Consider the following 13,035-nt stretch of genomic DNA (forward strand, 5'->3'; position numbering starts at 1 on the left):
CTACGCGGCCGGCGTGACGAGGCCCGAGTACTGCTCCAGGATCCAGGCGGCGGTCTCCTCGGACGTGAGCAGCTCGTAGAGCGTGGCGACGCGCGGGTCGTCGGCGAGCTCGGCGCGCGTCGCGAGGATGTTGAAGTAGCTGCTCTCGGCGCCTTCGGCGAAGAGCTGGAGGGAGCTATCGAGCCCCGCGGCGGCCGCGAAGCTGAAGTTCACGATCGCGGCGTCCTTCTCGTCGAGTGCCTGGGGCAGGCTCGCGGCGTCGATCTCACTGAACTCGAAGCCACGCGGGTTGGCGGTGATGTCGGCGACGGTGCTCGGCGCATCCGTCGTCTCGATCAGGCCGTGGGCGGCGAGCAGCAGCAGGGCGCGCGACTCGTTGCTCGCATCGTTCGGCAGCGCGATGCTGGCGCCGTCGGGCAGGTCGGCGATGTCGTCCACGGTCTTCGAGTAGAGCGCCAGCGGCGGCAGGTAGACCTTGCCGACAGCGACGAGGTCGTCGCCCGACTCCGAGTTGTAGAGGTTCAGGTAGGGCTCGTGCTGGAACAGGTTGACGTCGTTGGTGCCGTCCGAGAGCGCCTGGTTCGGGGTCACGTAGTCGGCGTACTCCTGGACGCGGAGGGTGAGCCCCGCCTCCTCGGCCTGACCGGAGTCGATCACGAACTGCAGGATCTCGGCGGCGGGAACGGCGGTCGCGCCGACGCTGAGTGTCGAGTCGTCGTCGGCCGTGGCGCCGCACGCGCTCAGGGCGAGGGTGGCGGCGACCGCGGCGGTGGTGGCGAGCGCGGCGCGCGAGAAGCGGTGGAACATGGTGGGCCTTTCGAGGATCTAGCGGTGAGAGAGTCGCGTGGCGAGGCGGTTGCCGAGCCACTGCAGGAGGTGAACGAGGGCGACCAGGAGCGCGACCACGGCGAGGATGTGGATCACGCTGTAGCGCTGGTAACCGTTCACGTAGGCGAAGGAGCCGAGCCCGTAGTTGCCGACCACGGTGACGATCGCCGAGTAGTTGACGATCGTCACGAGCGTGGTGGTAAATCCGCGCAGGAGTGCCGGCACGGCCTCCGGGACGAGCACCTTGACGAGCAGTTGGACGGGGGAGGCACCCATCGCGGTGCCGGCCTCGACGAGGCCTGCGGGGACCTCCCGCAGCGCGATCTCGGCGATGCGGGCGAAGAACGGAACGGCGGCGACGCAGAGCGGCACGATGGCGCCCTCGAGACTGTAGGCGCTGCCGACCAGGAACCGCGAGACGGGGATCAACGCGACCATCAGGATGATGAACGGCACCGAGCGCCCGATGTTGACGATGGTGCCGAGCACGAGGTTGATGCCGCGGCCGAGCGCGCGCGAGCCGAACGGGGCGGCGAGGACGCCGTCCGAATCCGTCGCGACGAGAATGACGCCGAGCGCGAGTCCGCCGATGAGGGTGACGATGCCGGTGACGACGAGCATGATGAGCGTCTCGGCGCTCGCGACGAGGAGCCCGTCGACAAGGCGCGGCCAGAATGCCGGGTCGGTGGGGTCGATCACGCGGCACCCCCGCTCGTGGCGGCGACATCGACGACGTAGCCCTCGGCCCGCAGGCTCTCGATGGCGGCCGCTCTGGTCGCGGCGTCGCCGGGCAGTTCGAGTCGGATGCGCCCGGTTTGTTCCCCTGCGACCGTTTCGATCATGGCGCCCAAGATGCTGATGTCGAGTCCGTGATCGCGGGCGAGGCGCGCGATCACCGGGCGGCTTGAGTCAAGCCCCGTGAATGTGACCTCGACGATCGTGTTGCCGCGCTCCGGGGCGTGCTCGCCGAGCGGGAACAGCTGGTGGGCGATGCGCGAACCGGGCGTCCCGAGCAGCTCACGGATGCGTCCCTGCTCGACGATGCGGCCGTCCTCGATCAGTGCGGCCGAGTGGCAGACCTGCTTGATGACCTCCATCTCGTGCGTGATGAGCACGATCGTGAGGCCCAGCTCGCGGTTGAGTTTGGCCAGCAGGTCGAGGATTGAGCGGGTGGTCGCGGGGTCGAGGGCGCTCGTCGCCTCGTCGGAGAGCAGCACCCGCGGGCGCGGGGCGAGCGCGCGGGCGATGCCGACCCGTTGCTTCTGGCCGCCCGAGAGCTGGGCGGGGTAGGCATCCGCACGGTCGGTGAGTCCGACCAGCTCGAGGATCTCGTCGACGCGCGCGCGACGTTCGCGCGCCGGGACGCCCAGCACCTCGAGCGGAAGCGCGACGTTGTCGCGCACGGTGCGCCGAGACAGCAACTGAAACTGCTGGAAGATCATTCCGATTTGGTGGCGTTCGCGGCGCAGCGCGCGCTCGTCGAGCGCGGTGAGGTCGGTGCCGTCGAGGAGGATCTTCCCTGCGTCGGGGCGCTCCAACAGGTTGAGCAGGCGCACCAGCGTGCTCTTGCCGGCGCCGCTCTGCCCGACGATGCCGAAGATCTCGCCCTCGGCGATTCGGAGGCTGACGTCATCGACGGCGCGCACCGGATTCTGGGAGTCGGTGCTCGCGAAGGTCTTGACGAGCCGTTCGGCGACAATCACGCGCGGGCCTTTCTGGGCTGGGATTCGCGCATCGTCGAGCGGTGTTCGTGGGGCGGGGCGGGGCGAGGCGTGGCCCCGCGGTTCTCCGACCCTAGGTCGGGGAGCGCGCGCGTCGAAATCGCATGACGAAATGTTGCCGCCCCTCCTCCCCAGCCCCCTGCGGCGGGTGCCCTCTCTCAGGAGTGATGCCAATTGAACTTGGCGCCATGCTCAATTGGCACCATGTTTTTGTGCATGTGTTCGAGGTGGTGGCGGAGCCGATTCGGCGGCGGCTCGTCGAGGTGCTCGCGTCGGGATCGCACTATCTGGGGGATCTGGAGGACGTCATCCGGCACGAGTTCGGTGTCAGCCGCGCGGCTGTGCACCACCACCTGAAGGTGTTGCGCGAGAACGGGGCCGTCCTCCAGCACGACGACTGGCCACGCAGCCTCTACGAGCTCGATTCGGCGCTCTTGGAGCACATCGCCAGCGAACTCGACCATTGGGATTACCTGTTCGATCGCCGAATCGGGTGGCGCACCGAACAGCATCTGCTCCCCGATGAAGAGCTCGGGCCGGCGAGCACGCGCGGCTGGCGCGGCCGCGGCCGGGACCCGGATGATCCGTGGCGACGTCCGTCGCGGCGCGCGAGCGACGGGCGGCGCACCGCGTGGGAGGGGCCAACCGGCGAGCCGCCAGCAACCCGTGCCAGCATAGGAGCATGACGGTTCCCACCATTGCGCTCAACGACGGCCACCAGATCCCTCAGCTCGGATTCGGGGTGTTCAAAGTCGATGCGGCCGAGACGGAGCGCATCGTGCTCGACGCGCTCGAGGTCGGCTACCGACACATCGACACCGCCGCGGTCTACGGCAACGAAGAGGGGGTGGGCCGCGCGGTCGCGGCCTCCGGCATCCCGCGCGACGAGTTGTTCATCACCACCAAGCTGTGGAACACCGACCACGTGAACGGCGCCGCCCCCGCCGCCATCGCGGAGAGCCTCGACAAGCTCGGTCTCGACTACGTCGACCTGTACCTGATCCACTGGCCGCGCCCCGACGCCGACAAGTACGTGGATGCCTGGAAGGCGCTCGAAAACATCAGGTCGGCCGGCCTGGCGCGTTCCATCGGCGTCAGCAACTTCCACGTGCCCCACCTGGAGCGACTGGCTGCCGAGACCGGCACCGTTCCCGCCGTAAACCAGATCGAGCTGCACCCGGGCCTCGCGCAGAAGGAGCTGCGCGCCTACGGCGCCGAGCACGGCATCGTCACCGAGGCCTGGGGGCCGCTCGGACAGGGCAAGTACCCGCTGCTCGAGATGGCGCCGATCGCCGGTGCCGCCGCGGTCCACGGGGTGACACCCGCGCAGGTGGTGCTGCGCTGGCACCTCCAGCAGGGCATCGTGGTGTTCCCGAAGACCACGAGTCGCGAGCGGATGGCCAAAAACTTCGACGTGTTCGGCTTCGAGTTGAGCGCCGACGAGATGGCGGCGATCGACCGACTCGACTCGGGCCTGCGCCAGGGGTCGAACCCCGAGACTGCCACCTTCTGAGCTGCGCGTGCGGGGGTTGACCGCGGCGAGCTATCTCGCCGCCTCGGTGCCGCTGCGGTTGGCCACCTCGGGCGTGATGGTGGCGTTGCCGATCCTGGCCGCGACGGAGCTCGGTGATCTCGCCCTCGGCGGTCAACTCGTCGCCGCGACGCTCGGGCCGAGCGTGCTGGCGGCACCGCTGGTCGGGGTGACGCTCGACCGGACGCGGCACCCGCGGCGCTGGATGCTGGCGGGCGCCGGCGTGACGGCGGCGGCGTTCGCGCTCGCCGCATCCCTCGGCAGTGTTCCGACTCCGCTGGTCATGCTCGCGCTGGTGGCGAGCGGCATGTTCGCCCCGTTCTTCATGGGTGGCTTGTCGAGCTTCGTCGCCGATGAGTTTGTCGACGCACGTCGCGGCTACGCGCACGACGCGCTCTCCTACAACGTTGGCTCCGTCGGCGGCCCGGCGCTGGTCGCGGTTCTCGCGGTCGCGGGCTCGCCGCGCACTGCGCTGCTGGTGCTCGCCGCGATCGGGTTGCTCGGCTGCGCGGGCCTGTTCGCCTTGCGGTTGGCCCCGCGCCCCGCGCCGAGGGTCGGCGCGGTGCGCACGATGGCGACCGGGATGCGGCACCTCGTGGCACACCGGCCGATCGCGATCGTGACGCTGTCGGGCACGCTCAGCCAGTTGGGTGCGGGCGGCCTTGCGGTGGCTGCGGTCGCGGTCGCCCTCGAACGTGCCGGAAGCGCCGAGCGGGCGGCGTGGGTGGTGACCGCGTTCGCTATCGGCGGCCTGCTCGGCGCGCTCGCGGTGGCGGCGCGGCGCTGGGGCTCCGCTCCGCCGATCGTCGTCATGGGGGCGGGCTTTGCGGCGACCGGCGTCGCGACCGTGGTGGCCGCGATCGATCTGGGCTTCGTGTGGACGGTCGCGGCGATCGGGGTCTCGGGGCTGTTCACCGCATCCAGTGCCGCGGCGATGCTGCTGCTTCGCAAAGAACAGAGCCCGCTCGCGGTGCGCTCGCAGGTTTTCACGGTCGGCGCGGGGCTTCGCGCCTCGGCGGCAGCCGCGGGTGCTGCGATCGCCGGCGCCATGGCACACGCCAGCGGCGGGGTGCTGCTCGCCACGATCGGCGGGGTGTGGGTGATCTCCGCGCTCGTGCTGCTGGCCTACCCGCGGAACGCGGTGCCGCTGGCGACGGGACCGATCCCTACCGGAGCTGCTTCTTCGAGCTGATCACGCCGGTGTCGAAGCCGAGCAGGTGCAGCCCGCCGTGGAAGCGCGCGTGCTCGACCTTGATGCAGCGATCCATCACGACGGTGAGGCCGTGCTCTTCGCCGTAACGCGCCGCCTCCTCGTTCCAGATCCCCAGCTGCACCCAGACGGTTGTCGCGCCGATCGCGAGCACATCGTCGATCACCTGCGGGATGTCGCTTGCGCGCCGGAAGACGTCGACGATGTCGGGAACCACCGGCAGGTCGGCGAGGGACTTGTAGACGGGGCGTCCCAGAATCTCGGTCGCGTTCGGGTTGACGAAGTACAGCTCGTAGTCGCTCGACTGCGAGAGGTAGGTGGCGACGAAGTAGCTCGAGCGCGCCGGGTTCGCCGAGGCGCCCACGATCGCGACCGTCTTCGCACGGCGCAGAATTCCGAGGCGCTCCTGCGCGCTCGGCCCGACCCAGGTGCGCTGGCTGCGCATGAGCTTCGCGAGCGGCGAATTCGCCGGCATGCTGCAGCTCAGCCCATTGGTCAGCTGCACCGTCTCGACCGCGTCCGTTGTACCCATTTCGCTCATCCCTCCACCGCGATGCTCAGCGCTTTGTCGAGGTCGTAGATGATGTCGTCGACCTCTTCGATGCCGACGCTGATCCGGATCAGCCCGGGCAGCACGCCGCCGTCGAGCAACTGCTGCTCCGACAGCTGTGCGTGGGTGGTCGACGCGGGATGGATGACGAGCGTCTTCGCATCGCCGATGTTCGCCAGGTGGCTCGCGAGTTCGACGTTCTCGATGAAGCGACGGCCGACGTCGCGCCCGCCCTTCACCCCGAAGCTGAACACCGATCCGGGGCCGAGCGGCAGGTAGGTCTGGGCGCGCTCGTGGTGCGGATGCGAGGCGAGCCCCGCCCAGTTGACGAACTCGATGCGCGGGTCGGCCTCCAAGAACTCGGCGACGGCGCGCGCGTTGCCCACGTGCGCCTCCATCCGGTAGGGGAGCGTTTCGACGCCCTGCGCCAGCAGGAACGCCGAGTGCGGGGCGAGCGTCGGCCCGACGTCGCGCAACTGCTCGGCGCGCAGCCGGGTCAAAAACGCGTACTCCCCGAAGTTGCCGTGCCAGTTGAGCCCGCCGTAGTGTGCGGCGTCTTCGCTGAACAGCGGAAAACGCTCGCTCGCCCAATCGAAGCGTCCCGACTCGACGACGACACCGCCGAGGGTGGTGCCGTGCCCGCCGAGGAATTTCGTGGCCGAGTGGATGACGATGTCGGCGCCCCACTCGATCGGACGGTTGAGATACGGGGTGGCGACCGTCGAATCGATGATGAGCGGGATTCCCGCCGCGTGCGCGACGTCGGCGAGCCCTTCGAGGTCGGCGATCTCGCCGGAGGGGTTGGCGATCGTCTCGGCGAAGATGAGCTTGGTCTTGTCGGTGATCGCGGCCGCGTAGTCGGCGGGGTCGGTGCCGGGCACGAAGGTCGTCTCGACGCCGAACCGGCGCAGCGTCACGTCGAGCTGGGTGACGGTGCCGCCGTACAGGCTCTGCGCCGCGACGATGTGGTCACCGGCGCCCGCGAGCGAGGCGAAGGTGATGAACTCGGCGCTGAGGCCGGAGGCGGTGGCGACGGCGCCAAGCCCGCCCTCGAGCGAGGCGAGGCGTTCCTCGAAGCTCGCCACGGTCGGGTTTGACACGCGCGAGTAGATGTTCCCGTACTTCTGCAGCGCGAAGCGGGCGGCGGCATCCTCGGTCGAGTCGAAGACGAAAGCACTCGACTGGTGGATCGGCAGCGCGCGCGAGCCGTGCACGGCATCCGGGATGTTGCCGGCGTGGATCGCGCGCGTGCGGAATCCCCAGTTGCGATCGGACGCGCGCGGGGTTTCGGGCGAGGCGGAGTCTGGCATTCCGCCAGGCTACCGGCGAGTCGTGATGCTAGACCGTTGTGTTGCGTTCCATTGCGTCGGCGGCCGCACGCTCCTCGGCCCGCGCGCGCCAGGCGAAGTAGCCCCAGGCGGCGAAGGTGAGTGCGCCGAAGACCGCAAGCACGACGTACCAGATGCCCACGTCGGCCGGGTCGGTCTCGTCGAGGGCGGTCGGAAGCACGAGGAGCGCGAACGCCGTCGCGATCAGCAAGAACGCACCGAGCCACAGGGACTTGGATGCCACCCAGAGCGTGCGGCCCTCGAGGAACGCGAGCGGCAGGATCGCGATCGCGACACCCGTAAGGCCCTCCGAGGTGATCGCGGCGAGCGTGTCGACGGTCAGGGCGCCCCAGAAGTCCTCGGGCGGGCCCGACATGGTCAGCGCCGAGTAGCCGAACCAGGCGGCGATGCTCAGCGCGAACACACCCGCGAACTGGATCAGGGCGGCGCCGAGTTCGGCGCGACGCGAGGCGTTGAACATCTCGACGCCGATCACGACACCGATGAAGATGCCGGGCGCGAAGCCGACGAGCCGGGAGAAGACGACGCCGAGGATCGCGAACAGCACGATCGACGGCTGAATCATGACGACCGAGGGCACGTGCCAGCGCCGCTCGACGAGGACGCCGGTCAGCCAGCTCACCCCGTAGAACAGGATGAAGAAGGCGATCGCGAGCGACAACACGAGGCGCAGCGACACGAGATCGAAGCCGAAGGCGGGGTCGCTGAAGCCGAAGACGATGCTGACCAGGACGATGAGCACGGCGGCGGCGGCGGCGCGGCTGCCGGTGACGGCGATGAACCAGTCGCGGACGCGGTCCGTGAGGTTCTCGACGCGCGCGATGCCGCGACCCATCCGCCCGGTGTTCGAGGACAGTGTCGCCGTCAGCAGCTCGGTCGGGATCGCGACCAGGAACAGCAGGGCGAGCGCGAGGCCTCCCGCGGCGGCGAGCAGCCCAGGGTTGTCAACGATGCGGGCGAAGGTGGCCAGCGCGTTGGTGAGCACGCTCGGCGCCGCGGGTTCGGTGCGCGCGCTGCCGAGAACTCCGGATCCGGTGCTCCCGTCGTCGTCGACGACGGTCGTCGTCTCCTCGGTGGACGGCTGCTCGGGAGACGCCGTCGGGAGGTCGATGACGATCGGCTGGGTGACGATGGAGACGGCACCGCTTTCGCCCATCACCGCGAGCACGAACTCGTGTTCGCCGGGGTCGACATCCTCGGGAATCACGGCGACGATGCGGAAGCTGCCCGCGCTGTCGGCGGTCGTCTGGCCGAGCAGGATCGGGGTGGAGTGCAGTTCGGCGGTGACGTTCGCGCCCGCGGGCACGCCGCGTCCGCTGAAGGTCACGGTGTCGCCGGGGAAGTACGGACCCGCCGAGACGGTGAACGACCAGGGGGTGAGGCCGCCGGCGGTCGTCCCCGACGGCGTCGGCGACGAGGTGGGCGTGGGCTGCGTGGCGACCTCGACCACCACCGCGGTGGGGGCGCTCCAGGCGGAGTAGCCCTGGAAGGAGGCGCCGTACTCCTCGGGTTCGTGGAGGGCCTCGACGTCGATCTCGAACCCGTGCGAGCGGGAGATCGCACGGAAGGTGTGGGTTCCCGCGCCGGGGTTCGCGCTGCAGGTCCAGGTGTCGGACTCGGAGGCCGTGGTCGAGCACATCTCCTCGCCCTCGAGCGTGAAGACGGAGACCAGGTCTCCGGCCGTCGCGCTGCCGCTGAAGGCGACGGTGCCGGTCGTGTTCGCCGTGGAGGTGAGCGTCGGTGCGCTCGGAATCATGACGTAGTCGTCCAAGTACTTCGTCTCGGATGACTCGTCGCCGAAGTAGCGCGTCTCCCAGGAGTAGATGCTCCAGACGCCCGGTTCGAGTTCGTCGAGCGCGCACGTGATCGTCGACGTGTCGTCGTCGGTTTCGCCGTGATCGCAGGTCAGCACGGGGAAGCCGTACGAGTAACCGCCTTCGCCGTCGCTCGTCACGCGGTAGAACTCGACGCCCGTGTAGCTTCCGGCGGCTCCCGTGATCAGCACCTCGACCGCCGCGGCATCCAGGGTGAGCGCGCTCGCCGGGCGGAACGGCTCGACCTCGACCTCGACGATCTCGGAGCGGGGCGAGACGCCGTCGTGGTAGCCGTCGAGCACGCCGGCGACGTCCGGGTCGTCGGCGAAACCGCGCGAGATCGCGACGGCCTGGAACGACCGCGGGCCGCTCGGGGCGACGCCGGTGCACTCCCACGCGCCCGTCTCATCGGTGTCGGCGGTGCAGAACTCGAACCGGTCGACCACATCGACGACGACGGTGCTGCCGTCATGGAGGGTGGGGAACGGGCTGTCCCAGGTCGGATCGACGGTGCCGCGCACGGTGAGGGAGCCATCCGCGTTGGTCACGATCTCGGTGATCTCGGGGATCTCCGGAATGCGGACAAGGTCGCCGCGGTCGAACGAGTAGGTTCCGTTCGCGAAGTCGACGCTCGTCAGCAGGTAGGTTCCCGGCGTCGGGTCGGGGACGGCGCAGTCCACCTCGGCGCCCCCGGTCGGCGGGTACACGTCGTAGTCGCCGCCCCATCCGTCGGGGCACAGCCAGAAGCCGGTGACCGACTCGCCGTCGAACTCGCGCCAGATCGCGCCGGCGTCCCCACCCGAGGTCGCCGTCGTGCGCGACTGCAGCCAGCTGGGGCCCATCGCGATGTCGACGTCCGGCTTGTGCGGGTAGATCGTGAGCCATTGGGACTCGCTGTACTCCCGCGTCTCGCCTTCCGCGTCGTCGATCTGCAGCGACTCGACAAAAATTTCGTACAGCCCGGGGTCGATCGATTCGACGAGGCAACTCCAGTTGCCGTCGATGTCGATCTCGGCCACGCACCACGACATGGTCCCTTCGCCCTCGAAGTAGCCGAGTTCGAGGGAACCAAGCGCGGGCCCGGTGCCCGAGAAGCTCACGTCGCCCGTTTCCCGGGAGGAGTCCGGGGCCGGAGTCTCGATCGTGGGCGACTGGGTGCCGCCGCGGGTGACGGTGATCGCGACTGAGTCGCCCGCTTGTGCATCGTCGGCGAAGGACTGGGCCGTGACGAGGTTGTCGCCGACCGCCAGCGCGGCGTCACAGCTCCAGGCGGTCTCGTAGTACTCCAGGGGCCCCGAACTGCAGGAGTCGACCAGCCCCTCGTCGTTGGTGACCGTGACCTCGACGTAGCCGCCGGCCTCGGTGTCCCACTCTTCGACGGTGCCGCTGATGGTGGCGACGCTGCTCGTGGTGACCGCGCCGTCGCTCGGCGAGGTGATGCTCGGGGCGGCGGGCGCGGCGATGGCGGCGGGCGCAGCGCCGAAGGCGATGACCGCGATCGCGAGCACGGGCGCGGCGAAACCGGCGGTGCGACGACGACGTGAGGGCGCAGAACGGGGGGAACGTGGAGCAGTCATGGGGGACTCCAGCGGGGGACGCTGCTTCGGGCGCAGGGTGACAACACTGTAGCGAGAAAGTCTCGTACTCGAAAGGCTCAGTTTCGCGTCAGATCCAGCTCGCGAACCAATAGTGCGCACGCAGATATTCGATCGGGATCGGCTGCCCGATCCAGATCGGCCAGAAGAATGCGCTGAGCGCGACGACGGCGGCCAGAAACACGCCGACGATCACGCGGCCGACGGCGAACTCGCGCCGCTCGGCGCCCGGCGGCCCGATCAACAGCGCGACCGCCGCGACGAGCGCGAGCACCAGAAACGCCTCGAAGGCGATCGTGTAGAACTGGAACACCGTGCGGTGCAGGTACAGCATCCACGGGAGGTAGCCCGCGGCCATACCGGTCAGGATGAAGGCCTCGGTGTGCGCCACACGACCGTGTCGCACCAGCCAGACGAAGCGGACGAGCACCGCGACGAGCGCGGCCGTGCCGGCCCACCAGATGAGCGGATTCCCGAGGTCGAGGATCTCCGCGGCCGTCCCGTCGCCGAAGTCCTCGTAGTACATGCTCGTCGGGCGCGCGAGGAACAGCCACCCGAGCGGGTTCGCCTGGTACGAGTGCGGGGTGTTCTCGCCAAGGTGATAGCCGTACATCGACGCCTGGTAGTGCCACCAGTTCTGGAGATCGAGCGGCACCCAGGAGAGGCCCCCGGTCCAGGCCTCGCCGCCCTCCTCGACCCAGCGGCGGTAGTAGCCACCCGAGGTGGCGAACCATCCCGCCCAGCTGGCGACGTTGACGAGCAGGGCGAGCGGCACCAGCAGCACCGCGTTGACGGGGGCCTGGCGCAGCACCGCGCCGCTTGCCCACAGGTCGGTGCCGGCGCGGCGGCGATCCAGCGCATCCGCGATGACCGAGGAGATGCCGAACACCGCCAAGAAGTAGAGCCCACTCCACTTCACCGCCGAGGCGAGTCCGAAGCTCGCGGCCGCCGCGAGCAGCCACGGTCGCGCCCAGAAGACCGGACCCCAGTCCCGCACCGCGACCGTGCCATCGCCGCCGGCGACCCAGGCGGCGAGCCGGGCCCTGGCTTGCACCCGGTCGAGCAGCACGAAGCACGCGCCGAGCAGGGCGAACAGTGCGAGGGCGCTGTCGAGCAGCGCGACGCGGCTGAGCACGATCGCGTTGCCGTCGATCGCGATCAGTCCGCCCGCGATCGTTGTCAGCAGCGGGCGGTGAAACAGTAGGTGCGCCGCGAACATCGTCACCGCCACGAGCAGGATGCCGGTGACCGCGATCCCGATCCGCCAGCCCCAGCTCGACTCGGCCCCGAACGCGGCGAGTCCGAGCGCGATGATCCACTTGCCGAGCGGCGGGTGCGCGATGAACGAGGGGTTCGTCGAATAGACGTCGGGGTTGCCGCCCGCGAAGTTGTCGTTCGCCCCCTCGCCCCACGATCCCTCATAGCCGAGGTTCATCAGCGTGTAGGCGTCTTTGACGTAGTAGGTCTCGTCGAAGACGAGCTCGTGCGGGCGATCGAGTGCCCACAACCGGGTGGCCGCGGCGACGGCCATGACGGCCGCCGGGCCCGCCCAGGTCGGAAGTCGCGAGACGATCACCCGCTCATGCTAGGAGAATGGACGCGTGCTCATCCTCGCGGCGACGCCCATCGGCAATCTCGGCGACGCCTCGCGGCGCCTGATCGAGGCGCTGCAGAACGCCGAAACGGTCGCGGCGGAGGACACCCGCACCGCCATCCAGCTGATGCGCGCGCTCGGGGTCGACAACCGCCCCCGCCTCGTGGCGCTGCACGAGCACAACGAGCGCGAGCGCGCGGCCTCGCTCGCCGAGGAGGCCCGCGACGCCGACATTCTGGTGCTGACGGATGCGGGCATGCCGACCGTGAGCGACCCCGGTTTCGTACTGGTGCAGACCGCGGTCGCCGCCGGGGTGACCGTCACGGCGATTCCCGGGCCGAGTGCGGTGCTGACCGCGCTCGCCCTGAGTGGGCTGCCGACGGACCGCTTCGCCTTCGAGGGCTTCGTGCCGCGCAAGGGCCGCGTCGCCGCGTTCCGCGCCGTCGCAGGCGAGCCGCGCACGCTGGTCTTCTTCGAGAGCCCGCACCGCATCGGCGACGCCCTGCGCGATGCCGCCACCGCATTCGGCGCCGATCGGCTCGCCGCCGTCTGTCGCGAACTGACCAAGCTGCACGAGGAGATCGCCCGTGGCACCCTCGCCGCGTTGGCGGAGCGTTTCGCCGAGGGCGCTCGCGGGGAGATCGTGCTCGTGATTGCCGGGGCCGCCCCGGTCGAGGCCTCGATCGACGACGGCGTGGCGCGCGTGCTCGCGCTGGTCGCCGAGGGCTCGCGCCTCAAGGATGCGAGCGCCGAGGTCGCCGAGCTCACCGGGCTCTCCCGCAAGGAGCTCTACGACGCCGCCCTGCGCGCCCGGTAACACGTCCGCGCCCTCAGTAGACTGAC

The 13,035-nt window shown here is 69.8% G+C and carries 11 protein-coding genes; 4 read left to right on the forward strand and 7 right to left on the reverse strand.

Features of this window, described 5'->3' with window-relative positions:
• From QZ258_RS08985 to QZ258_RS08995, 3 genes are read right to left on the reverse strand one after another with little or no spacing between them, the layout of a single operon-like run.
• Positions 1–807 (reverse strand): MetQ/NlpA family ABC transporter substrate-binding protein, encoded by an 807-nt coding sequence (locus tag QZ258_RS08985; protein ID WP_294180757.1) that lies wholly within the window; start codon positions 805–807, stop codon positions 1–3.
• An 18-nt stretch (positions 808–825) separates the two neighbouring features.
• On the reverse strand, positions 826–1,527 hold the full coding sequence (locus QZ258_RS08990; RefSeq protein ID WP_294180761.1) for a methionine ABC transporter permease: 702 nt from the start codon (positions 1,525–1,527) through the stop codon (positions 826–828).
• Positions 1,524–2,531 carry a methionine ABC transporter ATP-binding protein gene (locus QZ258_RS08995; protein ID WP_294180763.1) on the reverse strand — a complete coding sequence of 336 codons (1,008 nt, stop codon included), beginning with the start codon at positions 2,529–2,531 and terminating at the stop codon, positions 1,524–1,526. Before QZ258_RS08995 ends, QZ258_RS08990 begins: the two co-directional genes overlap by 4 nt.
• A 230-nt stretch (positions 2,532–2,761) precedes the next feature.
• On the opposite strand from QZ258_RS08995, the gene QZ258_RS09000 reads away from it, so the two are divergent.
• From QZ258_RS09000 to QZ258_RS09010, 3 genes are read left to right on the forward strand one after another with little or no spacing between them, the layout of a single operon-like run.
• Positions 2,762–3,235, forward strand: coding sequence for a helix-turn-helix transcriptional regulator (locus tag QZ258_RS09000; RefSeq protein ID WP_294180765.1), 474 nt, complete (start codon positions 2,762–2,764; stop codon positions 3,233–3,235).
• A complete protein-coding gene (locus tag QZ258_RS09005) occupies positions 3,232–4,062 on the forward strand; it encodes an aldo/keto reductase (RefSeq protein ID WP_294180766.1) in 831 nt (276 codons plus the stop codon). Before QZ258_RS09000 ends, QZ258_RS09005 begins: the two co-directional genes overlap by 4 nt.
• Positions 4,063–4,069: 7 nt before the next feature.
• On the forward strand, positions 4,070–5,272 hold the full coding sequence (locus QZ258_RS09010; RefSeq protein ID WP_294180771.1) for an MFS transporter: 1,203 nt from the start codon (positions 4,070–4,072) through the stop codon (positions 5,270–5,272).
• On the opposite strand, the gene QZ258_RS09015 is transcribed toward QZ258_RS09010, so the two are convergent.
• The 4 genes from QZ258_RS09015 to QZ258_RS09030 all read right to left on the reverse strand — a co-directional run bounded on the left by QZ258_RS09015 (position 5,247) and on the right by QZ258_RS09030 (position 12,174).
• Positions 5,247–5,765: a CoA-binding protein gene (locus QZ258_RS09015; protein ID WP_294180830.1), complete on the reverse strand. Its 519-nt coding sequence runs from the start codon at positions 5,763–5,765 to the stop codon at positions 5,247–5,249. The two genes, QZ258_RS09010 and QZ258_RS09015, sit on opposite strands and share 26 nt — an antisense overlap.
• A 62-nt stretch (positions 5,766–5,827) precedes the next feature.
• Positions 5,828–7,150: an O-acetylhomoserine aminocarboxypropyltransferase/cysteine synthase family protein gene (locus tag QZ258_RS09020; protein ID WP_294180773.1), complete on the reverse strand. Its 1,323-nt coding sequence runs from the start codon at positions 7,148–7,150 to the stop codon at positions 5,828–5,830.
• 28 nt (positions 7,151–7,178) lie between these two features.
• Positions 7,179–10,580: a hypothetical protein gene (locus QZ258_RS09025; protein ID WP_294180775.1), complete on the reverse strand. Its 3,402-nt coding sequence runs from the start codon at positions 10,578–10,580 to the stop codon at positions 7,179–7,181.
• 88 nt (positions 10,581–10,668) lie between these two features.
• Positions 10,669–12,174 carry a dolichyl-phosphate-mannose--protein mannosyltransferase gene (locus QZ258_RS09030; RefSeq protein ID WP_294180777.1) on the reverse strand — a complete coding sequence of 502 codons (1,506 nt, stop codon included), beginning with the start codon at positions 12,172–12,174 and terminating at the stop codon, positions 10,669–10,671.
• 25 nt (positions 12,175–12,199) lie between these two features.
• Between QZ258_RS09030 and rsmI the strand changes: the two genes are divergently transcribed.
• Positions 12,200–13,009 carry a 16S rRNA (cytidine(1402)-2'-O)-methyltransferase gene (gene rsmI / locus QZ258_RS09035; RefSeq protein ID WP_294180779.1) on the forward strand — a complete coding sequence of 270 codons (810 nt, stop codon included), beginning with the start codon at positions 12,200–12,202 and terminating at the stop codon, positions 13,007–13,009.
• The last annotated feature ends 26 nt before the right edge of the window (positions 13,010–13,035 follow it).

This window comes from uncultured Schumannella sp. (assembly GCF_905479755.1).
In the GTDB taxonomy this organism is placed as follows: domain Bacteria; phylum Actinomycetota; class Actinomycetes; order Actinomycetales; family Microbacteriaceae; genus DCRR01.